General features: G+C 70.5%; 27 protein-coding genes. 23 read left to right on the top strand and 4 right to left on the bottom strand.

Annotation, left to right across the window (positions count from 1 at the left end; translation table 11 throughout):
- The first annotated feature begins 59 nt into the window (after positions 1–59).
- The 16 genes from OG737_RS35270 to OG737_RS35195 all read left to right on the top strand — a co-directional run bounded on the left by OG737_RS35270 (position 60) and on the right by OG737_RS35195 (position 9,632).
- On the top strand, positions 60–290 hold the full coding sequence (locus OG737_RS35270; RefSeq protein WP_331722617.1) for a hypothetical protein: 231 nt from the start codon (positions 60–62) through the stop codon (positions 288–290).
- A complete protein-coding gene (locus tag OG737_RS35265) occupies positions 287–886 on the top strand; it encodes a hypothetical protein (protein ID WP_331722616.1) in 600 nt (199 codons plus the stop codon). The genes OG737_RS35270 and OG737_RS35265 overlap by 4 nt, the downstream gene beginning before the upstream one ends.
- A 94-nt stretch (positions 887–980) precedes the next feature.
- Positions 981–1,451: a Pycsar system effector family protein gene (locus tag OG737_RS35260; RefSeq protein WP_331722615.1), complete on the top strand. Its 471-nt coding sequence runs from the start codon at positions 981–983 to the stop codon at positions 1,449–1,451.
- Positions 1,452–1,558: 107 nt separating this feature from the next.
- Positions 1,559–2,140 carry a hypothetical protein gene (locus tag OG737_RS35255; protein ID WP_331722614.1) on the top strand — a complete coding sequence of 194 codons (582 nt, stop codon included), beginning with the start codon at positions 1,559–1,561 and terminating at the stop codon, positions 2,138–2,140.
- 108 nt (positions 2,141–2,248) lie between these two features.
- Complete coding sequence (locus tag OG737_RS35250) at positions 2,249–2,632, top strand: hypothetical protein (protein WP_405922482.1); 384 nt, start codon at positions 2,249–2,251, stop codon at positions 2,630–2,632.
- A 96-nt stretch (positions 2,633–2,728) separates the two neighbouring features.
- Complete coding sequence (locus OG737_RS35245) at positions 2,729–3,415, top strand: hypothetical protein (protein WP_331722612.1); 687 nt, start codon at positions 2,729–2,731, stop codon at positions 3,413–3,415.
- A gap of 91 nt (positions 3,416–3,506) precedes the next feature.
- On the top strand, positions 3,507–4,142 hold the full coding sequence (locus tag OG737_RS35240) for a hypothetical protein (RefSeq protein ID WP_331722611.1): 636 nt from the start codon (positions 3,507–3,509) through the stop codon (positions 4,140–4,142).
- Between the two features lie 81 nt (positions 4,143–4,223).
- Positions 4,224–4,763: an AAA family ATPase gene (locus OG737_RS35235; RefSeq protein ID WP_331722610.1), complete on the top strand. Its 540-nt coding sequence runs from the start codon at positions 4,224–4,226 to the stop codon at positions 4,761–4,763.
- 44 nt (positions 4,764–4,807) lie between these two features.
- Positions 4,808–5,605, top strand: a complete 798-nt coding sequence (locus OG737_RS35230; RefSeq protein ID WP_331722609.1) for a hypothetical protein — start codon at positions 4,808–4,810, stop codon at positions 5,603–5,605.
- 84 nt (positions 5,606–5,689) lie between these two features.
- A complete protein-coding gene (locus OG737_RS35225; protein WP_331722608.1) occupies positions 5,690–6,103 on the top strand; it encodes an NUDIX hydrolase in 414 nt (137 codons plus the stop codon).
- Between the two features lie 101 nt (positions 6,104–6,204).
- Positions 6,205–6,507, top strand: a complete 303-nt coding sequence (locus OG737_RS35220; RefSeq protein WP_405922481.1) for a hypothetical protein — start codon at positions 6,205–6,207, stop codon at positions 6,505–6,507.
- A gap of 90 nt (positions 6,508–6,597) precedes the next feature.
- On the top strand, positions 6,598–7,278 hold the full coding sequence (locus tag OG737_RS35215; RefSeq protein WP_331722606.1) for a GGDEF domain-containing protein: 681 nt from the start codon (positions 6,598–6,600) through the stop codon (positions 7,276–7,278).
- Positions 7,275–7,736: a hypothetical protein gene (locus OG737_RS35210; protein ID WP_331722605.1), complete on the top strand. Its 462-nt coding sequence runs from the start codon at positions 7,275–7,277 to the stop codon at positions 7,734–7,736. The genes OG737_RS35215 and OG737_RS35210 overlap by 4 nt, the downstream gene beginning before the upstream one ends.
- Positions 7,733–8,293, top strand: coding sequence for a WhiB family transcriptional regulator (locus OG737_RS35205; protein WP_331722604.1), 561 nt, complete (start codon positions 7,733–7,735; stop codon positions 8,291–8,293). The genes OG737_RS35210 and OG737_RS35205 overlap by 4 nt, the downstream gene beginning before the upstream one ends.
- Positions 8,293–9,135 (top strand): histone-like nucleoid-structuring protein Lsr2, encoded by an 843-nt coding sequence (locus tag OG737_RS35200; RefSeq protein WP_331722603.1) that lies wholly within the window; start codon positions 8,293–8,295, stop codon positions 9,133–9,135. The genes OG737_RS35205 and OG737_RS35200 overlap by 1 nt, the downstream gene beginning before the upstream one ends.
- 2 nt (positions 9,136–9,137) lie before the next feature.
- A complete protein-coding gene (locus OG737_RS35195; RefSeq protein ID WP_331722602.1) occupies positions 9,138–9,632 on the top strand; it encodes a hypothetical protein in 495 nt (164 codons plus the stop codon).
- A 255-nt stretch (positions 9,633–9,887) separates the two neighbouring features.
- Here OG737_RS35195 and OG737_RS35190 read toward each other — a convergent pair whose 3' ends face one another.
- Entirely contained in the window at positions 9,888–10,811 is a 924-nt protein-coding gene (locus tag OG737_RS35190; protein ID WP_405922480.1) for a hypothetical protein, read from the bottom strand.
- Between the two features lie 180 nt (positions 10,812–10,991).
- Between OG737_RS35190 and OG737_RS35185 the strand changes: the two genes are divergently transcribed.
- From OG737_RS35185 to OG737_RS35175, 3 genes are all read left to right on the top strand, one after another.
- Complete coding sequence (locus OG737_RS35185; RefSeq protein WP_331722600.1) at positions 10,992–11,468, top strand: hypothetical protein; 477 nt, start codon at positions 10,992–10,994, stop codon at positions 11,466–11,468.
- Between the two features lie 61 nt (positions 11,469–11,529).
- A complete protein-coding gene (locus OG737_RS35180; protein ID WP_331722599.1) occupies positions 11,530–12,126 on the top strand; it encodes a hypothetical protein in 597 nt (198 codons plus the stop codon).
- Positions 12,123–12,491, top strand: a complete 369-nt coding sequence (locus OG737_RS35175; RefSeq protein ID WP_331722598.1) for a hypothetical protein — start codon at positions 12,123–12,125, stop codon at positions 12,489–12,491. The genes OG737_RS35180 and OG737_RS35175 overlap by 4 nt, the downstream gene beginning before the upstream one ends.
- Positions 12,492–12,585: 94 nt before the next feature.
- On the opposite strand, the gene OG737_RS35170 is transcribed toward OG737_RS35175, so the two are convergent.
- Both OG737_RS35170 and OG737_RS35165 read right to left on the bottom strand, forming a co-directional pair.
- Entirely contained in the window at positions 12,586–13,791 is a 1,206-nt protein-coding gene (locus OG737_RS35170) for a ParB N-terminal domain-containing protein (protein WP_331722597.1), read from the bottom strand.
- On the bottom strand, positions 13,791–14,330 hold the full coding sequence (locus OG737_RS35165; RefSeq protein WP_405922489.1) for a ParA family protein: 540 nt from the start codon (positions 14,328–14,330) through the stop codon (positions 13,791–13,793). The genes OG737_RS35170 and OG737_RS35165 overlap by 1 nt, the downstream gene beginning before the upstream one ends.
- A gap of 889 nt (positions 14,331–15,219) precedes the next feature.
- Between OG737_RS35165 and OG737_RS35160 the strand changes: the two genes are divergently transcribed.
- The 4 genes from OG737_RS35160 (at position 15,220) to OG737_RS35145 (ending at position 18,904) form a co-directional block, all read left to right on the top strand.
- Entirely contained in the window at positions 15,220–16,029 is an 810-nt protein-coding gene (locus OG737_RS35160) for a GIY-YIG nuclease family protein (RefSeq protein ID WP_331722594.1), read from the top strand.
- Between the two features lie 84 nt (positions 16,030–16,113).
- Complete coding sequence (locus OG737_RS35155) at positions 16,114–16,776, top strand: GNAT family N-acetyltransferase (protein ID WP_331722593.1); 663 nt, start codon at positions 16,114–16,116, stop codon at positions 16,774–16,776.
- Between the two features lie 272 nt (positions 16,777–17,048).
- A complete protein-coding gene (locus OG737_RS35150; protein WP_360898226.1) occupies positions 17,049–17,264 on the top strand; it encodes a hypothetical protein in 216 nt (71 codons plus the stop codon).
- Positions 17,265–17,557: 293 nt separating this feature from the next.
- Positions 17,558–18,904 carry a hypothetical protein gene (locus tag OG737_RS35145; RefSeq protein WP_331722590.1) on the top strand — a complete coding sequence of 449 codons (1,347 nt, stop codon included), beginning with the start codon at positions 17,558–17,560 and terminating at the stop codon, positions 18,902–18,904.
- Positions 18,905–19,042: 138 nt separating this feature from the next.
- On the opposite strand, the gene OG737_RS35140 is transcribed toward OG737_RS35145, so the two are convergent.
- Positions 19,043–19,264 (bottom strand): hypothetical protein, encoded by a 222-nt coding sequence (locus OG737_RS35140; protein ID WP_331722589.1) that lies wholly within the window; start codon positions 19,262–19,264, stop codon positions 19,043–19,045.
- Between the last annotated feature and the right edge of the window lie 356 nt (positions 19,265–19,620).

Here is a 19,620-nt window from a genome sequence, read left to right as displayed (position 1 = left end):
CGGGCAGTCCGGCCCCGCGCACATGACCTGTCCCCTGTGCCTGGGAGAGCCCACCCCCGATGGCGAAGAAGCCGTCCGCCGTGATCGGCGTCCTGACCGAGCCCGCCCCGCCCACCTGGTGGAAAGCCCACCGCCACCAGGTCGCCCTGATCGCCGGGATCTTCCTCGGCTGGCAGCTGTGCGGGGTGAGCACCGGTGCCGCCGACCACGACCCACAGGGCCCCATCAGCCCCGCACACAGCACCCCGTCCGCGACGCCGTCGAACACCGCGAAGGAGAACCACCGGTGACCGAGCCCAACCAGCCCCGCAAGCCCGACCCCGCCGTCCCGCCCCTGGAGACCATCGACGACAGCCAGCGCATCCCCCGCCCCCGAAAGCCGTCCGCGCCGCCGACCGAACCGATCCGCACGAGTGACGACCTCCCGCCCGGCGCCATCGCCGCCTTCGCCGTCGTCGGCATCATCGCGGTTGTCCTCACCCTCAAGTGGGGCGTGCCGAAGGTGATCGACTGGTACCACCACCAGGACTGGTCCTGGTTCACCCAGTGGACCGCCACCGTCGCCGACCCCGTCCACGCCTACCTCGCCGCGCACACCGCCGGCCTTCCGCTCACGGCTTCCAGCGCGTTCCTCATCTGGCTGGGCGTCGGCGCTGTCTCGCTGGCCCTGGCCTGGCTCACCGGAGCCGTCGGTGCCCGGCTGACCTGGATCGCGCACGGCGTCTGCTCGGTGCTGATGGTGTGGGACGCCGCCCCCGCCGCCGGCCGCCCGGTTGCCGCGGCCCTGGCCGTCCTCGCCTGGACGATCGGCAGCTTCTTAGCGCTGCGGGGCCTGTCCCTGCGTCCGCGCATCAACATCCACACCCACACCCACCCCGCCCGCTGACGGTCTGGCGGCTGCCTGATCCACCCACCCCGCGACCTGCGGGCCGGGTGGTGACGGGGAGCCGGACAGCCCGGCCGGAAAAGGGGAGGCGAACATGACCGTCAGCACCGAGCCCAACGCGACGGACAAGAACCTGGACGCGGCCTGCACCGCCGTCACCACGGAGATCGGCCGCACCGACAACAAGGCGTCCTTACTGCTCGCGTTCGACGGCGCGGTCCTTGCCGGACTCGCCAGCCTCGCCGACAAGGACCTGCCCCGCACCGCCCAGGTCGTCGGCGGCGCCGCCGGCCTCGCGCTCGCGGCCGCCGCCGTGCTGCTGCTCCTGGTCGTGCGCCCCAATCTCGGAGGCCGCACCCCAACGCCCGGGTCGTTCCCGCACTGGGCGCAGCTGGACGCCGACGCCATCCGGGCCTCCATGGACACCGACACCCGCGGCGCCCGCATCAAGGTCCTGTCGACCATCGCCGTCGCCAAGTACCAGCGCCTGGCTCGCGCGGTCGACACGATCCTCGCCGCGCTCGCCCTGCTCCTGGTCGCCGCCGTCCTCGCGGTCACCGGATGAGCAGCTGGCCGTACGCGCTCGTCCTGGTCCTCCTCGCCGTGGCCGCCATCGCGGCCCGGCGCGCTCACCCCGCCGCACGTCCCGACACCGACAAGGAGCAGTAGCCCATGGCACTCACCCTGTTCACCCGCCGCCCCGAGCCCGTCGATCTGCCGGCCGTCGAGCCCGAGCCGTGGCCCGAGATCGGCGAGACCTGGAAGCCCGAGGGCGTCACCATCGCCCAGCGCTACTACAACCAGGCGCACGCGGTCGTCCTCGTCTTCACCACCGACGACGGCAAGTACGGCACCTACTACTCGATCGCCTGCCTGGGCTGCCACTACGCCACCCGCGAGAACGGCGAGCGCACCTACAACACGCGCTACGGCCTTGCCGACGCCGCAACGGTCGCCAACGAGCACGCCACGACCTGCCGGGCCCTGCCCCGCGACATCCCCGCCCGCCCGGACGACGACACCGTCCGCGAGCGGCTGCACTCCTGGGTGCGCGGCGCCCGCCACAAGGACAAGGACGTCCAGCTCTACCTGTCCTACCTGGATCTGATCCGCCTCACCCTCCAGCGCAGCAACGACTGGATCGTGGACGTGCTCCAGCAGCTGGCGGCCGACGAGCCCGACGTCCTGCGCACCGAGCGCAGCGAGTACAGCGACTACGTCTCCTACTACGCCCGCCAACTCCCGGAGAACTGACCGGCGCTCTCCGCGCGTCCCCGCCCGCCGCACGACGGCGGCCGGGGGCGACGCGGTGTCCGCCCGGTCAGCCGAGACCGGACGACCGGCCCTCCCCCGGAGGTCACCGTGTCCCTCGCCCGCCGATCCCTGATGGAAGCCGCCGCCGCCCGCTTCGGGTGGCGCCGCGCCTACGGCGACACCACGCAGGTCGACGCGCTGCTCACGGAGCAGACCGAGACCGCGTACACCGAGGCCGCCGACCACGCGGCCCGCGCCACCGAGAAGAACACCGACGCCCGGCACGTGCAGCCCTGCGTCCTGGACGTCCGCGGCCGCGTCCTCGCCGACGTCCTCTACCTCGAGGGCCTGCTGACCGGCGCCCGCAACCGCGGCCTGCCCGCCGGGCTCATCGAGCGCCTGGAGGACGCCGTCGACCACGGCCACGAGCTCACCGTGCTGCTCGCCGACACCGTCCGCACCACCGCCGCCGTCCACACGACCGGCCGCTGAGCGCCCGGGGCGGCCGCTGGCGTCGGGCCCGGCCGCCCCGGAGCAGTACCCCTCCCCCTCCCAGAGCGCACTGACAGAAGAAGGAGCTCCGTCATCATGACCGCAACCCTGCGCCAGACGGCTAACAGCGTCGCCAACACGATGATCGAAGGCGTCAGCATGACGTCCGCGCTGATCGGCGGCGCGGCCGGTGCCTACCTCGGCTACCAGCTCGCCCCCGTCGCCTGGTCCGACGACTCCCGCATCGCGTTCGCCGGAGCGGTCGCCGTCGTCGGGGCCCTCGCCATCGACGGGCTCACCGAACTCGTCCTCGCCCCGCTGCGCCGCCTGATGCGGACCCGCAGCCCGCTGCCCTCCACCCGCCGGTCGGCCCCGGCTCCGGCCGCCACGCTGGACGAGGCCCTCGCCCAGGTCACCGCCGCGACCGAGGAGGACGCCGCACACCGCGCCGCTGGCGCTGCCATCCGCATCGACGAGAGCGACAACTTCCTGGGCGACGAGAACCGGTGGCGCGGCTACGAGGACGGTGAGGCCACCTTCTACCTCGCCCCCGGCGTCGTGCTCCACCACCGCGCCGAGAGGAGCGAGTACAAGCACCACTTCACGCTGCTGACCGGCGACGGCGAGCAGCCGGTGCGCATCACCGGCATGGAGCAGATCCGCCACCACCTCGCCGCCCGCGCCGCCGGCCTTCCCGCCATCCCGGCCACCGCCGACCGCAACGTCGACGGTGACAAGGACGAGGTCCTGGACGACGACCTCACCGGCATTCACGCGCTCTGACGGACTGCCCGTTCCGCCCCGGCCCGCGCGGCCGGGGCGGTGCGGTGGCCAATCAGACCCACCCGAGATCGAGCCGGAAGGCCCCCCCCGCATGTCGCAGCCCACGCAGATCACCGTCATCCGCGACGGCCTGTTCACCTCCCGCCGTCTGACCGCCGACATCAACGACACCGTCACCACCGCGCAGCGCCTGGTGAAGGAGCACTTCGGCCGGCGCCCGCTGACGGCCGTGGAACTGGTGGTCACCTCCCCCAAGAAGATCCCCGGCCTCGCCGCCGCAGCGCAGGGCGCGGCCGCAGGCATCCCGGAGAACGTCTACGCCGAGAAGCGCCTCAGCTGCACCGCCAAGCCCGATGACCTGTACTCCCTCACCGTGATCGCCCCGAAGAACACGATCCGGGTCCTGATCAACGCCAAGCGGCTGCGCCGCCGCCCGCGCGAGATCGGCGCCACGCTGGTCTGGGCGTTCGTCGAGGTCGACCAGCTGTGCCGCAAGGGCTCGCTGGAACGGCGCATCGCCCTGACCCGGCACGAGATGGGCACCCACGTCCTGCCCAAGGGCAAGGCCCGCAGCCTGTACCGGATCGAGGCCGAGATGGAAGACGAAGCCGCGAAGGTCACCGGGCAGATCGTCGGCAAGGTCATCCGGCAGAACCGGCAGGCCGAAGCTGCCGCCGCCCGCGAAGAGGCCGGCACCGCCGCCACCGCGCAGAACGCTGCTGCCTGACCGCGCACCGTGTCGTCCCGTCCTGGCCTCCCGGCCGGGGCGGCGCGGTGCCCCGTCAGCCCATCCTGCAAGGAGCATCCGTTGCCTCGTACTCCCACCGCGCTCCCGGCCGACGACCTGCTGAACCTCCCCGCGGGCGTCCTCTGCACCCTGGTTGGCCCGCCCGGCAGCGGCAAGTCGACCTTCGCCGCTCGCTACCCGGACAGCTGGCGCATCTGCCTGGACGTCTACCGGTGCCTGGCCACCGACTCCGAGGCCGACCAGTCCGCGACGCCGGTCGCCGCCGAGATCCAGAACCTGCTCCTGGACGCCCGCCTCTCCCGGGGCTTGAGCGCGCTGGTCGACTCCACCAACGTCCTCCCGCACGTCAGGGCCGGTCTGCTCGCCCGCGCCCGCTACTGGCAGCGGCCCGCCGTCGCCGTCCTGTTCGACGTCCCGCTGGCGACGGTGGAGGCACAGAACGCCGGCCGAGACCGCGTGGTCCCGCTGCACATCGTGCGCGAGCACCACCAGCTGCTGCCCGACGCCGACCAGCTCCACCGCGAGGGCTTCGCCGCCGTGTACCTGGCCTCCGAACTCCTCGCCACCTCCGGCGCCCTGTGCCGGGGCGCCCGCAACTGACCCGACCCCACGCGCACGTTCCGACTCGATCCGGAGGAATCCTCATGGCACGCAGCGCCCGGCCCGTCGTCCACTACATGGCGACCCGGCCCGACGGCACCGTCCCGCCCACCACCCCCCACCTCGCCGCGTACTACAGCGGCCTGGGCGAGACCATCCCGACCGTCAACATCGCCGACCACATCGGCGAGACCATCGACCACCCCAGCCCCGGCGAGAGGTGGTACACCGACAAGCCGTTCTCGTACTTCCACATGTACACCCGGCCCGGCGAGATCCTGGAGCGCCTGGAGGAGCGCTGGCCGGTGCGGTTGTGGGAGGTCGAGCCGCTCGGTGAGACCGGCAACTGGGGCAACGACTTCGCCCCGTACTGGCTGATGTCCCACCAGGTCCGCGTCGTCCGCGAGGTCGAGGCGTGGCGTGCGTTCGGGCATCGCGGCGCGCAGGTCCTGGCGGTCCTCGCGCAGCTGCCCGACCTCGCCCGGCAGTGGGCCACGGAGTGGGCCGCCGACCCCGAGGGCACGCGCCGCACGTACGAGGCGTGGGAGACGCGGGTGGACGAGACCCGGGCCCTGACCTCCTGGGCGTACTGGCGGGCGCGGTACTCCCGCCGTGAGGCCGGCCTGCAGACGGCCAACCAGCTCGCCGGTGACGCCGCCGCGCAGACCGCGACCGCCGCTGGCGCCGACCCGCACGCCGTCGCCCTGATCCAGCTGCGGGCCCGCTGCCTGGTCGCCGGTCAGCTCATGTTCGACCGGATCCGCACCGGCGAGTACGAGCAGTCGATCCGCGGCCTGCTGCTCGGTGCCGGACTCGACACCCCGGCCCCCGTCCCGGCCTGACCCCCCGCCGACGTTCCCGTGCCGCCCCGGCCCACCGGCCGGGGCGGCCTCCTTCATCTTCTTCGAGACCAGGAGACACACCTGATGAGCACCGACACCACCGACGAGACGATCCGCTACACCGCCGACGTCGTCCTGTTCGCCGCCGGGCACGTCCTGCTGATCGAGCGGGGCTGGGACCCGCACGCGGGCTGCTGGGCGCTGCCCGGCGGACACGTGGACAAGGGAGAGACCAGCCTGGACGCCTCCGTGCGCGAGCTGGAGGAAGAGGCCGGCATCATGATCCCGGCCGCCGACATGCGGCAGGTGGGCGCCTTCGACGCTGTCGGCCGTGACGCGCGCGGCCGGTACGTCAGCGTCGCCTACACGGCCACCCTGCCGTCGCTGGTGGAGCCGGCGGCCGGTGACGACGCCACCGCCGCCCGCTGGTGGCCCCTGGACGCGCTCCCCGACCTCGCGTTCGACCACGCCGAGATCGTGGCGGCCGCGAACCGCTGATCCTCCCGCGCGAGCGCGGCGTTCCTCCGTGCCGCCCCGGTCTCACGGCCGGGGTGGTCGCGGTGTTCCGCCACGACCAGCGACAGGAAGGAGAGGGCGTCATGCCGCAGCTGGAGTTCTACGAGGTTGACGTCCCTATACACAGCCTCGACCGGGCGCAGCGCGGTGTGCACGTCTTCACCGGCAGGGCGTCCTCGGTCACCGAGGCCCTGGCCCGCGCCCACCAGGTCTACGACGCGGCGTTCGCCGCGCGGCAGGCCGGGCTCGAGGTCCCCGGACAGCAGGACGGCGGCTGGGGAGCGCGCGGGGTGCGCGACGGCTGGGAGCTGGACTGGGCGGCGGCGAAGGCCGGCCGCTGGTCCAACCCGGACAGCTGGACCCGCAAGAAGCCCTACGAGCTGTAGATACGCCCCGAGGCAGGCGCACCAGGTGTGGAAACCGTCGCCTGCCTCGGGCCACTCATCCCGTACAAGACGAGAGAGGGAGCAACCAGTATGGCCTCCACCGTGCGCTTACAGGCCCCCATCGGGCAATGTGCCCTGCTCATCACCAGCCTCGCCGTGCCGCTGACCGGCTGGACCCTGCACGCGGTCAGCCTGCACCGCAAGCTCGCCGCCGCCCGCCGCGACCCGCTCACGGGTCTGCTCGGGCGCGACGGCTACACCGCCAAGGCCCGGCAGACCCTCGCCCGGTACGGCGACAGCACCCTGGTGGTCCTGGTCGACCTGGACCACTTCAAGCAGATCAACGACGGACCCGGCGGGCACGCCGCCGGCGACCGCGTCCTGGCCGCCACCGCGCAGCGCCTCACCGCCTGGGCGGGCAGCCGCGGCGCGGTCGGCAGGCTCGGGGGCGACGAGTTCGCCGTCGTGGTCCGAATCGGAGCCGCCCGCCGCGAGCTCCGCCTCACCCAGCTCACGCAGCTGCTCGCGCAGCCCGTCGAGGTCGACGACGGCACCCTGGTCGACGTCGCCGCGTCGGTCGGCGCGGCCTCCCCCGACGTCCTCGGCACGACGGACCTGAGCGCGCTCCAGCGGGCCGCCGACGCCGCGATGTACGCGGGCAAGCACACCGGCCGCGCCGTGCTCGCCGACCGTTCGCACGCCACGGTGCCCTCCATCAACGGCCGCCGCGCCGGACGGCCGGGCACCAGCACCCTGGGACGGGCGGCATGAGCGAGACCACCACCACCGCCGACCCGGGCACCTGGATCCGGGGCATCACGATCCGCCAGCCCTGGACGACCTGCATCCTCGCCGGGAAGGACGTGGAGAACCGCCCGGCCCTCTGGTCCTGGCGCGGCTGGCTGCTGCTGCACGCCGGGCAGGCCACCGAGCGGGCCCCGATGCGCGACCCGCTGGTCGCCACTGCGATCCGCGGCCGCGCCCTGCACACCCGGGCCGTCATCGGCGTCGCCCGCCTCACCGACTGCCACCAGGACGCCGCCGGCACCCCGCCGTGCTCGCGGTGGGCGCAGCCCGACGCCTTCCACCTGGTCCTCTCCGACGTCCACGAACTCGCGCTGCCGATCCCGTGGCTGCACGGACAGCTCGGACCGTGGCGCCCACCGGAGGACCTCGTGGACCAGGTCCTCCTCCAGCTCCCCCACCTCGCTCTGGAGGCCATCTCATGAGCCGCAACCGCACCGGCGTCCCGCAGCCGCCGGCCATCATCGTGGCCGACGACAGGGTCCCCTTCCCCGAGACCGACCAGGCCCTGCGCTGCCGTACGAGCCCGGCCCGGTTCTCGATCGAGGACATCCGCAACACCGACGAGGCCCCCCGCGCCCGGGAGAAGGCGCTCGCCAAGGCCAAGCACGCCTGCTCCGGCTGCCCGATCGTCAAGGACTGCCTGAAGTGGGCGCTGGCCAACCCCGGCCTGACCGAGACCGGGGTGTGGGCGGCGACCACCAAGCGCGACCGCACGCAGCTGCGCAAGCGACTCGTGGACCGGCTCGGTGAGGACTGGGTCGGCGTGGTGGCCGAAGAGGACCGGCGCTGGCGGGAGCGGGCGCGCGCGGCGCGCGTCGTGCCGCCGACCGCCCGCGAACTGGCCCTCGCCCGCCTGGAGCTGGAAGGCATCCCCACCCGGCCCGCGCCGTACAACCGCTGGAAGCAACCCATCACCCCGGCGCAGGCGGCGTCCAACCTGCGCGTGCTGACGCTGGTCGCCGGCGGCAAGGCCGCGTGATGTTCACCGACTGGACCGAGGCCCTCGAAGCCGAAGCGCTGCCCCTGGACCCGAACCCGGCGCAGCAGCTCGCCGCCGCGGCCCGGGTCACCGCCCGCAGCTCCCGCGACAAGGACGACATGGCGTTGCTCCTGGACGTCCTCGGGCTGCCCACCGACCCCGACACCCTCACCGCCCTGCTCCCCCTCATCCCGGAAACCGGAGACGCACCCACCATGACGAACACCCCGGCCGCCCCGGCCCTGTCCGCGCACGAGTCCGTGGCGATCTCCATGCACAACAACGGCGACAGTGAGCAGGCCATCCGCGAGGCCACCGGCCTGACCGAGACCGAGCTCAGCGACCTCATCGCCGACTGCGTCCTCGGGCTGCCCCGCCCGGCCGCCGCCTCCCCGGTCATCGACGTCCCGGTCGTCGCGCTGCCCGTCACCAACGCCGTGCAGAAGCTGCTCGACTGGGCGGCCGCGCACCCGGCCGCCGGAGTACGCGGCCGCGCCGCCCGCATCACCGCCGACCTTGCCGAGCTGTCCGAGCGCCGCGACAGCGAGGCCGCGCAGCGCGAGGCGGAGGAGAAGGTCGCCAAGGCGCGGGCCGAACTGGAGAAGGCGCAGGAGGAGCTGCGCACCGTGAAGGCCGGCACCCGCACCACCACCACGGCGGCCGCCGCGCCCACCCCGATCCGCGCGGGCGCGGGCAGCGGCCGCACCCGCGAGGAGCTCGCCACCATCAGGGCGTGGGCGCGCAAGCACGGCCACCAGGTCGCCGACCAGGGCATGGTGCCCAAGCGAGTCCTCGAGGCGTACGACGCCGCCCACCGGGCGCCGGTCCGGAAGGCCGGCTGACCGTGGCCGCCGACGACGCGATAGCCCTGGACGGCTTCCTGGACGAGGAGACCGTGCCCGGCGACCTGCACGGGTCGACGGCGCGGTTCCGCCTCACCGTCTCCCCGACGGACGAGCGTACGGACGAGATGATCCTGCCCTGCAGCGTCGCCGACCCGGCCATGGCACGTACGGTCATCCACGACCTGGTCCCCGGCGACAAGCTCCGCGTCACCGGCTACCTCCGGCTGCCCCGCACGCCGGACGAGCCGGTGTGGCTGGTCGTCACCACGCTCGCCGTGCTGGAGACCGCGCCGCAGCTGTCCGACCCGGCCGCCCTCTCTACGGCCGTCATCGAGCGCTACGGCCCGTACGTCTGCTGGTTCGACGCCGAGGACTCCGGTGAGATCCCGGTGTGGACCGAGGCCGGCGTCTGGGTCGGCACCGCCGGAGACCCGAGCACGCTGGACGAACTGATCGAGGCATTCGAGCAGCGCCAGGCCACCGGCGGCGAGTGAGGCCGCCGTGCCCATCCGTCCCGAGAACCTGCACCGCTACCCGCGCGACTGGAACGAGATCAGCGCGCGGATCCGGTTCGAGCGGGCCCGCGGCCGCTGCGAGTGCACGGCCCAATGCGGTCTGACGCACCCCGGCGGCCGCTGCCCCGCCGTCCACGAGGAGATCCACCCGGACACCGGGTCCGTGGTCGGCCTCACCACCGCCCACCTCAACCACACCCCCGAGGACGTGCGAGATGTTGGTAAGGCCGGCTATCAGAAGTTGTGGAATGGTCCTCCATCCCATGAAGATCCACGGACTTCACTTGGCTCCCAGTCCGCATAGAAGTCGTTTGGTGACTCATCCAGCTTGACCTCCTCCGCAAGCCCCTCCAACTCTTCAAGTTCCTCGTGCTCGACAAGCAGGTCGCAGGCCGGGCAGGTGAAGACGAAGGGGGTGAACATGACCGCCCACTCATCCTCGTCCACGTGCGTGTCACCACTAAGCCAGCCCTGCGAGTCGCATGCCGGGCAGGTGGCGGGCTCGTCGTGTTCGATGTGGCCGGGAGGGAAGACTCGCGCAATCGTGCCGAGGACGAGCTCGCGTTCCTTCTGGGGCAAGTGGCCGTAACGTTCCGAGAAGACATCTTTGGCCCGAGCAAGTTTGCTCTCCAGCCGGACACGGACAGCTTCCACGTTCTCTTCGAGAAGCCGGTCGTGCAGGGACTCGTAACGGCCCCAGTAGGAAGTGTTGATCTTGAGCTCGACGAGCAAGGGGTCGATCAGCCGGAGACACGTGGTGAAGACGGCATTGACCGCTGACCGGTCGTACATGCCACTGTGTGCGACGCCGTTACGAGCGTTGGCTAGCGGTCCAAGCGCCCGCTGATCGACCGGCATTTTCTTCCGCAAGATCTTCTGCGCTCGGGCATGGGCTTCGGCCAAGCCGATGGTCTTGACCTGCTCCGCGGGAACCGAAGCGTGTGACCCGTGACCCGTCGCGTGCAGCAAGGAGTTGAAGTCCTTGCCCTCCACTATGAGAGCCGGGTGGAGGCTGGCCAGGTATGACTTGAGGAGATGCTCGGCAGCGATCCCGGCGTGGTGGACCGCCAGGTCATGAGAAGACGGGCCTTCGGCGAGCGCGGTGAAGGCAGCGATCATCCATTTGCGCGAAGAGAGCTTGAGACGTTCAGAGTCCATGGCCAGGACACTAGGCGGCTGGAGCAGGCACATTGTCGGAATTTCGGTGGCACTCAATAGTGTCACCGGCGACATATGTCCGCTTCTGCCCCAGTGCCGAGCAAGTCGAGGTCGCCACGGCAGCTGTTGTCCCCGTCCGGACCGTGTTCGGGCAGGAGAACCAGGCCGCAGGTCGAGAACTTGTTCGCCGCCTGTCAGCTCTGCCATCTGCGGATTGATCACGGGCACCACCGGGTCACCCGCTCGATCACCCTCGCCGCGCGCGCGGCCGCCGCCGGACAGCTCGGACTCCTCCCCGAGACCACGCTCACCCGGACCGAGCCGCCCACCCCGCCGCGCCCCACCCGGGGCCGCACCCCCGCGGCCGCGCTCCACCAGGCCCTTCCCCGACCCCGAACAGGAGCCAAGCCCGTGGCCCGCATCAGCGTGAAGATCGCCCCGCTCCACCCGGACGGCACCGAATGCACCCACGCCGTCCGGCCCTCCGGCAAGCCCCGCGACGCCGACTCCGGCTGCACCGGCCGCCGCAACTACGCCGTGGTGTGCAGCTCCTGCGGGCCGGTCGGCGAGCCGCACGGCCTGCGCGTCCTCGCCGACCCGGCGCAGAGCGCGCACCGCGACTGCCACAAGGCCCCGCTCACCCCGGCCACCCGCTGACCCCACCCGCCCGGCCGCCGGGACCACCACGGTCCCGGCGGCCCCGTCCATGTGAGGGCCGATGCCCACTACCGTCTTCGACCAGTTCACCCGCCGCACCGCCGACGTCACCGCCCAGCTCACCACCCTGGGCATCCCGCTCACCGCGCCGGCCCCGCCGCCCGCCGACGTCGACCCTGCCGACCCGTGGGCGAGCAGCTACGCCGTGCCGGTCGACCGCTCCACCCTCGCCTGGTGCACCGCCGTCCAGATGCTCGCCGACCACCACGACACCGGCATCGACCGCCAGGTCCTCGCCGCCGACGCGCTGCTGCGCGAGCTCGGAGTCCGCGGCCTCGCCCAGCTCCACTCCGACCTCCACCACGGCGCCCCCGTCGACTACCGCTTCAGCCGCTGCCCGTACTGCTCCGGCATCGGCGAGGACCCCACCCGGCCGGACTGCCAGGACGTCGGCTGCGCGCCGTGGCACGAGTTCGACGGTCACGAGCACCTGTGCCCGGTCTGCCACGGCGACGACTACCAGCCCCAGTGGTTCGCCGAAGAGCACATGACCGAGCTCGAGGAACTGCTCGCCGACGCCGTCGAGAAGCGCGCAGAGCGCGCCTCGCTCCGCTACCGGATCCGGACGCGGCTGCACCGTCGGATAGTGCGCACGTGACGGCCCGCTTCCGCCGCTGCGGCCACGGCACCGGCCCCCTGCACCCCGGCGACCAGAAGGCCGTCGCGGAGGTCACCGCCATGCCCGCCGCCCGCCAAAGGCCGGCCCCCTGGACCGGCCGCGGCGACGTCGCCGTACGGATCGGCGAGCGCGGCCTGGAACGCGGGCGCCCTCTCCCCGAGCAGCAGCCCGACGCCGATCCCCTCGCCCTGGTCCTCATCCACCCCGACACCGGGACCGCCCTCACCGGCGCACTCCACTGCGCCAGGACCCGAATCCACGGCGCCTGGACGACGGCGGACCGACTCCTCACCCACACCCTTGCCGGACGCGACCTCCCAACCGGCATCGACTTAAGCGCCTGAGTACACAAAGCGGCCCCCGCCATCCGGACTTCGATCCGGGCGGCGGGGGCCGCTTTTTGCGTTTCTGGAGTCGTCGGATGCTGCGGCTGGAGGTTTACAGGTCCTTGAGGAGCAGCTCAGCCACCTGTGCTCGGAACGCCGGGTCGCTGGCTGCGGACAGGTCGTCCACGAATGCCTCCGCCGTGCCCAGCAGCTCGATGTAGCGGGCGATGGCCCGGCGACGCTCACCTTCTAGGAGTTTCGCAAAAATGATGTCCATGCTGGCCACGCCATCGGCCCATGGCATCTTCACGGGAGGCTTAGGAAGCTGAGCTGCTTCCGAGAACCCTCCGCGAGGGTCAGGCACACCAGGTGGGTCCGGCAGTACGTCGCCAGGCTGGGGGGAACCCAGGGCCTGCTCAGAGCCGGTTGTCCCTTCGTTCGGGAACGAGATCTGGTTTACCGCGGTAAACAAAGACTGCCCCGCGCCGACGGGAGCCAAGGCCAGATCGGACTGTGGAGCGGCTGGCGCGCTCTGGTTTACCGCGGTAAACCGAGTGACTTCTGGTGGCGATTGGGGGGACGGCTGCGCGACGGGTGTGGCTGTGGCCTTACGCGCCCGGGGGGCACGGGGAGCCCGCTCGGCTTCCGTTCGGCGCTGGACCTCGCGTGCCCAGGCGTCCGCCTGCTCGCCATGGGGCAGTCCAGCGATATCCCGAGCGACGCGCACGGGGATCTCGCCCTGGGAGACGAGGGCCTGAAGGTCAGGGGTGAGCTTCAGAAGCTTGCGCTGCTGGCTCACCCAGCCCTTCGTCTTTCCATAGTGTTCGGCGACCGGATCCGCTCCTCCGAGCTGTTCGACCATCGTCTCGATGCCGATGGCTCGCTCGATCGGATCCAGGTCCTCGCGGTCGACGTTCTCGGAGAGGACCGCGTCGAGGAAGTCGGCGCGAGACTTTGCGACGTCCTCGTTGTGGACAACGTTGAGCGTTGTTAGTCCGACAGCGAGGGAGGCGCGGAAGCGGCGCTCGCCGTTGGCGATGACGTACGGCGCCAACCCGACGCTCTCCGCTTCCTCAGGCCAAAGCTTGACGTAGGCGGCGCGCGAGACCACGACAGCTGGCTGCAGCTGGCGCTTCTTGAGTTTGAGGCCGAATTCCTTGAGGTCGTCTTCGGTGCCAAAGTTACGCCGCGGGTTGAAGCGGGTGGGCACCATCTTCGAAAGGGGCAGTGTCAGCAGGAGCGGATCGCTCCGGCCGGGGACGTCGTCGACCTTCTGGCCGGCGAGCGACGCAAGGCTAGTGCGGCGTCCGGCGGCCATCAGGCGCGACCTCCGTAACCCATCTCCAGGGCAAGGCGGAAGAAGTCCTCGCGTGCTTCCATGGCGACTCGGTTCTTCGCGTACTGGGTGACGACCTTGCCCTCCACCGAGGCCCGGGTGTGGACTTTGTACCGCCTTATGACGGTCTCGGCCCGCGGCCACCCTTGTGCGTCGATGTACTCCTGGGTGTCCACGAGGTCGGCGGTGCCGTCGCGCGGGTCCCAGTTGTTGATGACAACCTTGTACGGCAGACCCGTGGGCTCGATGACCTTGGCGATCGTGCGCGCCGTGGGATCGAACGCGAGGCCTTCGGGAGGCATCGGAACGATCACGTCGTGCGCGTACTTCAAGGCTTCCAGGAGAAGGTTCTCGTCCTGGAGGCTGCCCGGGGTGTCGATGAAGACGTGCTGCAGTCCGTCCTTGCTGTTCTTGAGGACATCGGCGACCACAGCGCCGAGGTTGAGTGTGGTGGTGGTCTTGCCCACGCCGCCCTTCTGGTTGGCGATCACGTGGACCCTGGCCCCGGTTTCCTGGAGGATCCGCAGGTTCTCGGGTGACTCGTGTTCCTGCGAGAAGTCGAAGGGCAGGTCCGTGATGCGGTTGGCCCACCACACCGTTGAGGCTTGAGGGTCGATGGATACGACGTACACACTTGCTGGCATTTGATGCTCGCTCCGTTTGCTTCCCGATGGTTCCGGTACTTCGGGCTGGACGGAATGATGCCAGACAGCGACTATCCGGTTTGCGTCGGCACCAGTAGGGATGGCGCCTGGTGTCGCTTTTGTGGAAGCGCTCTGGTTTACCGCGGTAAACCAACGGCGTGACACTCACTCAGCGCCAACCGCGCTGGGCGGCCTGCGGCAGAAGGCAGGTTCGGCGCTGAGGCCGGTGCCTACGGCTGGTACCCGTGGTGGAGTGCCAGCCCTGGCTTGCTGTTCGTTCGTCAGCTGCTGCCCGGGGACCGCGTGGGCCTATGGCTAGCTGCGACTCATGAAGAGGAGGCGGGCGTGGAGGGCAAGGGCTTCGAAGTAAGGCGGCAGGTAGAGGTCGGTGTGCTTCGACCAGTTGAAGTCGAGAACGGATTTGGCTTCGGGCCCCTGAGTACCTCCGGCTGCCAGCTGTTGCCGTGGCCCGACACAGGGGCTGAACGGCGCGAGTACGGGGCCCATTCCTTGGTGACATCAGAAGATGTCTCTGGTGTTGCTGGGTGGTGTGCCTGCTCAGCCTGACGGCCGACACGCCGGGGCTCTGATGCGTCGGCGCCGAGAGTTGGGCACGATGACCGGATGCCGTCCCGCTACTGGCGTCCCGGCTGCCCACCGCCGGAACCCACCGTCCCTGGGGCTTCGCCTGCACCGTCCCGCGAAGCGACGTGCCCCGCGGTTGGCCGCCGTTGGGTGTGGCAACCCAACAGGAAGGACACCCCTGATGCCAGCTACCACAGCCAATCCTGTCCGTCTGTACGCCATCGGCGCGGCCGGAACCATGCTGGTGAAGATCGGGATCAGCAAGGACGTTCGCAAGCGTCTGAGCACGCTCCAGACGGGATGCCCTCACCCTCTGGTGGTGCTCCTCGACATACCTGGAGGCGCGGATCTGGAAGCCCGGCTTCACAAGCACTTCGCAGCCCGCCGCCGTGTCGGCGAGTGGTTCGACTTCACCGGCGTCGACCCCGTGGCGGAGATCCGGGTGGCCGTCGCGCGGCGCAGGCAATCTGCGGCCGAGTGGACACCATCGCCCTCGCATGTCAAGGCAGACCCCCCGGCGCAGCACGTGACCCCGCCGCAGGACGTGCCGCCCCTTAAGCGAACGCGTCGACATGCCTGGCTGTGGGTCCTTCTCTGGACGGGGTTCCTTGCGGCGCTGTGCAAGGAGGCAGCTGACGCTGGGGCCAAGGAGCCCGGGCTCGCCGTGGGATACCTCACCGGGCTCGCCGACCGCCTCGCGCACAACCCATGGGGGAGTGCCGCACTGGACATGACCCGGAATGGGCTGATCGGCAGCGTCATGCTGCTCACCATCTGGGGTCTCGCGTACCTCGGGGACCGCAAGCTGAATAAGCCCAAACCCACTCTGGACAAGCCTGCCGAACCTCCGATGCCCAAGCCGCCGGTACTGGTGGCAAGTCAACCCAGCACGCTAATCCCGCAGCCACGGCCGCTGCAGGAGATCGCCCCGGTCGACATCGCAGCATTAGCGAACCAAGCCCTGACGCGGGATCTGCCGCCCTCTCCATGACCGTCGCCTCGGACTTCTCGCCCCGAACCGTGGGCAGAAACTCCGGGCGGCCGACCGGCCGACACCGCCACCAGAAAGGACCCCATGGGCCGCCAGAAGACCCGCCCCCGCCGTACCCGACCGCCGCAGTCCTCTACCCACTCCAGCCGCTTACCGGGCATCCGCATCCGCGACGCGCGTCCCGGAGAGGGCGATGCGTTCATCACCCTCACCGAACTCGCCTTCGCCGGGACGATGGACGACCCCACGCAGTACACAGACCGCGACGACATCCGCGTCGCCATCGACACCGGCCGGCCGCCCGCAGGTCCCGGCGGAGTCGGCCGCATCACCTTCCTCGTCGCCGAGGACACCGCCACCGCCGATATGGTCGGCGTGTTCCACTCGATGCCGCCTATCAGCACCATCTCCCAGATGGCGAGAGCCGGACTTCCCGTCCCGCTCCTGCGGGTCGCGACCCGCGCACACGTGAAGCTCAAAGCGCTCGCGGTCCTGCCCGACTACCGGCACCGCGGCATCGGCGAACACCTCCTCGCCACGGCCCTGCGCCTGCACGAGGAGGCGGGTGCCATCCACGCCCATGGCCACATCGACGCCGACAACATCGTGCTTGCGTCCTGGTACCAACGCATCGGGTTCACGGTCCTGCCGCCGAAGGATGAGCTGGAGTTGATGATGGGCCCCTTGTCCTCCGCCACTCTCGTACCCGAACCAGGCGAACAGCTGATCACCAAGGCTCTGGGATAGAGCCCGGATGCGAAGACGACCCGGAGAGGCGCCCCGGGTCGTCGCACTTCCATTACCGGTGTGTCTACGCCCCGGCCCGTTCAAGGTCCAGCCACGGCCACTCGGCCGGCGGCCACCCCGAGCGGCCACTCGTAGCTGCGCCCGGGGCTCAGATGCATGCGTCACTGGGTGACGGGCTGATCGCTGAGCCGGTGAATCCGGCAGTCCAGTCGGATGACTTGGCGCCCCCAGGCTTGTCGCTCGCGGTGTCGGGAATCGGTAGCATCGGGGATATGCCCACTGGACCTCTACACGACCGCGCAGTCAACAGCATCGTCAACGGTGAACTCACCCAGGAGGTCTTCCCCTGCCGTTGCATGGACGGCGAGGATCACATGGAGGGCCCGGACGGGGTTGACTACGAGGAAGAACCTGAGGGCTCCTCGGTCGCCGGAGCTGAGGAAATTTGGCTCTCCAGTGGCATGGATGAGGACTACGACTTCCGGTAAAAAGCACGGCGGTCGGCCGGTGGTGTGACACGCGACGGGGCTTCGCTGCTACGTGCGGTGAGCCGGGAGAGGCTGGGCAGGCCCAGGACAACGGGGGACTGCTTCTCCTCCTGCTGGGCTTCGATCTGGGCGATCTTTTCCTCGGTGGCTGGTGGACGGGCCTTCGACTTCGCCGAGTCATCCTTCGCGTTCGGCTTCGGCGATCCTGTCTTTGAGGTTGTCGCGGATTCGGCGCTGGGGCCGACAGCGAAAACCGGGAGCCGAGTGTCGGTGCGGCACGTCATCCTGAGCACATGAACGAGGTGAGCGAACCGGGCAGGACGCGCGATGAGTCGGACGTTACGGCGGCGGAGCCACGGCCTGTCCAGAGTGTCGCGGTGAACTTGCTCCTGGGGGAGACCCTCCGCGACTTTGACCCCCTCGCGCAGGTTCGCACCCAGATCGCCGAGCTGAGCGCGTCCCTGGCGCCGCAGAAATACCTGGGGCGCCTGTTTGCTGATGCTGTCGGCACCGTGAGCATTCTTCCGCAACTAGAGCGCAGCCTGGGCGCCGTCGGGGGGCTGGCCAGCGCGCAGGACGCGATCCGTCGGCTGGTCGACTCGGGCAACATGCCCGGGACGGTCGCCAGCTTCCAGAAGAGCATCGCCGCGCTTCCTAAGCCCGCGCCGCTCCCGTTTGAGCTGCCCAGGAGCGTCCTGGACAGCATCACCCGAAGCCAGGTAGAGCGGAACCGCGCCTTCGCCGACATAGCGGCCAAGGCCCTCGGCCCGTCGCTGGCCCGTCCGCTGTTCTCCGACCACCTCCAGGCAAGCCTCATCCAGTTGCAGCCGGTGTCGCTCGGCCTGTCAGGTCTGTTCGACTCAGCCCCGTGGCGGACCGTACTGGCGGAGATCGGCGAGCGGAACCGCCTGCTGCTGACCTCCGGGCTCCTCGAGACCTTCAGCAAGTTCGCCGTCGGCATCAAGGACCTGCTGCCGGAGAACCTGCAGGCTCTGCGTACCGCGGAGTGGGCGAAGCTCTTCGACATCTCCGAAGAGGACGGTGTCTGCCTGATCTGGGCACCGCGCACGGAACACATCGAAGGTCTGCTCGCCCTACCCGGCCGAACCGAGCGCCAGCAGTACCTCGTGGAACACCGTTCGGAGATCGTCGACGACGTGCTGGTTAGCCTCGATGCTGTCGATCACCCCGAGCTGCTTGACCTCGTGGAGCTAGCGCGGGACGCCGCCGACGCCGTACGGGGCGGCCACTACCGACCGGCTCAGGCCCTGCTCGGGAACGTCCTTGACACCGCGATGACCAGGCACGGCCACACGTGGCTGCGGGCTACGTTCCCCTGGGCCCAGTTCACGAGTCGTAGGAGGGGCCCCGGCAGTAACACGGTGCTCACGGAGGCACGGGCCGCGCTGCCTGCATGGGGCGAACTGCAGATGCTGCTGGTTGTCCCGGCTTTGATGGTGAGCGGCATGATGAAGGCGTTCGCGAAGACGGATCGAGAGCAGACGTTCAACCGGCACCTCGCCGCACACGAGGCTTCGACTGCCGCGTACCGGATCGAGTTCGCCCTGTCCTCGCTTCTGATCGTGCAGGCTCTTCTACGACAGATCGACCAGCACCTGTACGCCACCGAAGAGCGATGACACGGGCAGGCCAGCCAGGGTTGCTTTGCGCCTGGCTGGCGCCTTCGAGGAGCAAGGCGGCGGCCCCTAGCCTCTGCGGGTGGGTGCCGCCGCCGTATCTGCGGTCCTCCTGCGGCGGCCGGCGCGCCCGGCCGCCGCTCAGCTCTGGAACTCGGTGCTCTTCACGCCGTAGAACGTCGGCTTCGCGGGCCGGACCTCGGACTGCGCCATGCTGTCAGCGAGCGGGGCGAACGTCTCGCTGCGCCGGACGACGTCGAGGAACTTGCCCAGCGCGTCCTTGTCCTCCCACAGCGCCGAAGCGGTGCTGATGATCAACGACTTCAGGTTCTCCGACTCGGTCACGGTCTCGTTCGCTGCCACGCGGTGTCCCCTCCTGGTGATCCGGACGATCAGCCAACCAACTGGCGACCCGCGCCCGCAAGACGGCCTTCGGCCAGGGGCCGGTCCAGGATGGTGTGGGTCCCGATCCGGTGCCACACGATGTGGGGGAGTCCGGCGCCCTTCTCCCCGCCGTACGACCACGTCGCGCGCCCGTCCGGCGCCCAGGTGAGCTCGTAGACGCCGGGGGGTGCGGCGCACGCCCTTGATGCGTAAGCCGGGGCGGAACTGGCGGCCGGTGCGCAGGTCCGGCACGAAGGCGTCCAGGACGCCGCGGTGGAAGCGCCGGCGCTGGGCGGGGGTGAGGTGCTGGAGGTCGGCGGTGAAGCGAGGGCAGG

Source organism: Streptomyces sp. NBC_00122 (genome assembly GCF_045160845.1).
Taxonomy (GTDB): Bacteria; Actinomycetota; Actinomycetes; order Streptomycetales; family Streptomycetaceae; genus Streptomyces.
Note: the sequence above shows the minus strand (reverse complement) of the source record. Positions and strands in the feature narration are given on the sequence as shown.

Bases quoted from the DNA above. Each gene is read 5' to 3' on its own strand.
- OG737_RS35270 (WP_331722617.1), top strand. From the start codon at position 60: ATGGCGAAGAAGCCGTCCGCCGTGATCGGCGTCCTGACCGAGCCCGCC.
- OG737_RS35260 (WP_331722615.1), top strand. From the start codon at position 981: ATGACCGTCAGCACCGAGCCCAACGCGACGGACAAGAACCTGGACGCG.
- OG737_RS35255 (WP_331722614.1), top strand. From the start codon at position 1,559: ATGGCACTCACCCTGTTCACCCGCCGCCCCGAGCCCGTCGATCTGCCG.
- OG737_RS35245 (WP_331722612.1), top strand. From the start codon at position 2,729: ATGACCGCAACCCTGCGCCAGACGGCTAACAGCGTCGCCAACACGATG.
- OG737_RS35240 (WP_331722611.1), top strand. From the start codon at position 3,507: ATGTCGCAGCCCACGCAGATCACCGTCATCCGCGACGGCCTGTTCACC.
- OG737_RS35230 (WP_331722609.1), top strand. From the start codon at position 4,808: ATGGCACGCAGCGCCCGGCCCGTCGTCCACTACATGGCGACCCGGCCC.
- OG737_RS35225 (WP_331722608.1), top strand. From the start codon at position 5,690: ATGAGCACCGACACCACCGACGAGACGATCCGCTACACCGCCGACGTC.
- OG737_RS35220 (WP_405922481.1), top strand. From the start codon at position 6,205: ATGCCGCAGCTGGAGTTCTACGAGGTTGACGTCCCTATACACAGCCTC.
- OG737_RS35215 (WP_331722606.1), top strand. From the start codon at position 6,598: ATGGCCTCCACCGTGCGCTTACAGGCCCCCATCGGGCAATGTGCCCTG.
- OG737_RS35210 (WP_331722605.1), top strand. From the start codon at position 7,275: ATGAGCGAGACCACCACCACCGCCGACCCGGGCACCTGGATCCGGGGC.
- OG737_RS35205 (WP_331722604.1), top strand. From the start codon at position 7,733: ATGAGCCGCAACCGCACCGGCGTCCCGCAGCCGCCGGCCATCATCGTG.
- OG737_RS35200 (WP_331722603.1), top strand. From the start codon at position 8,293: ATGTTCACCGACTGGACCGAGGCCCTCGAAGCCGAAGCGCTGCCCCTG.
- OG737_RS35190 (WP_405922480.1), bottom strand. From the start codon at position 10,811: ATGGACTCTGAACGTCTCAAGCTCTCTTCGCGCAAATGGATGATCGCT.
- OG737_RS35180 (WP_331722599.1), top strand. From the start codon at position 11,530: ATGCCCACTACCGTCTTCGACCAGTTCACCCGCCGCACCGCCGACGTC.
- OG737_RS35170 (WP_331722597.1), bottom strand. From the start codon at position 13,791: ATGGCCGCCGGACGCCGCACTAGCCTTGCGTCGCTCGCCGGCCAGAAG.
- OG737_RS35160 (WP_331722594.1), top strand. From the start codon at position 15,220: ATGCCAGCTACCACAGCCAATCCTGTCCGTCTGTACGCCATCGGCGCG.
- OG737_RS35155 (WP_331722593.1), top strand. From the start codon at position 16,114: ATGGGCCGCCAGAAGACCCGCCCCCGCCGTACCCGACCGCCGCAGTCC.
- OG737_RS35150 (WP_360898226.1), top strand. From the start codon at position 17,049: ATGCCCACTGGACCTCTACACGACCGCGCAGTCAACAGCATCGTCAAC.
- OG737_RS35145 (WP_331722590.1), top strand. From the start codon at position 17,558: ATGAACGAGGTGAGCGAACCGGGCAGGACGCGCGATGAGTCGGACGTT.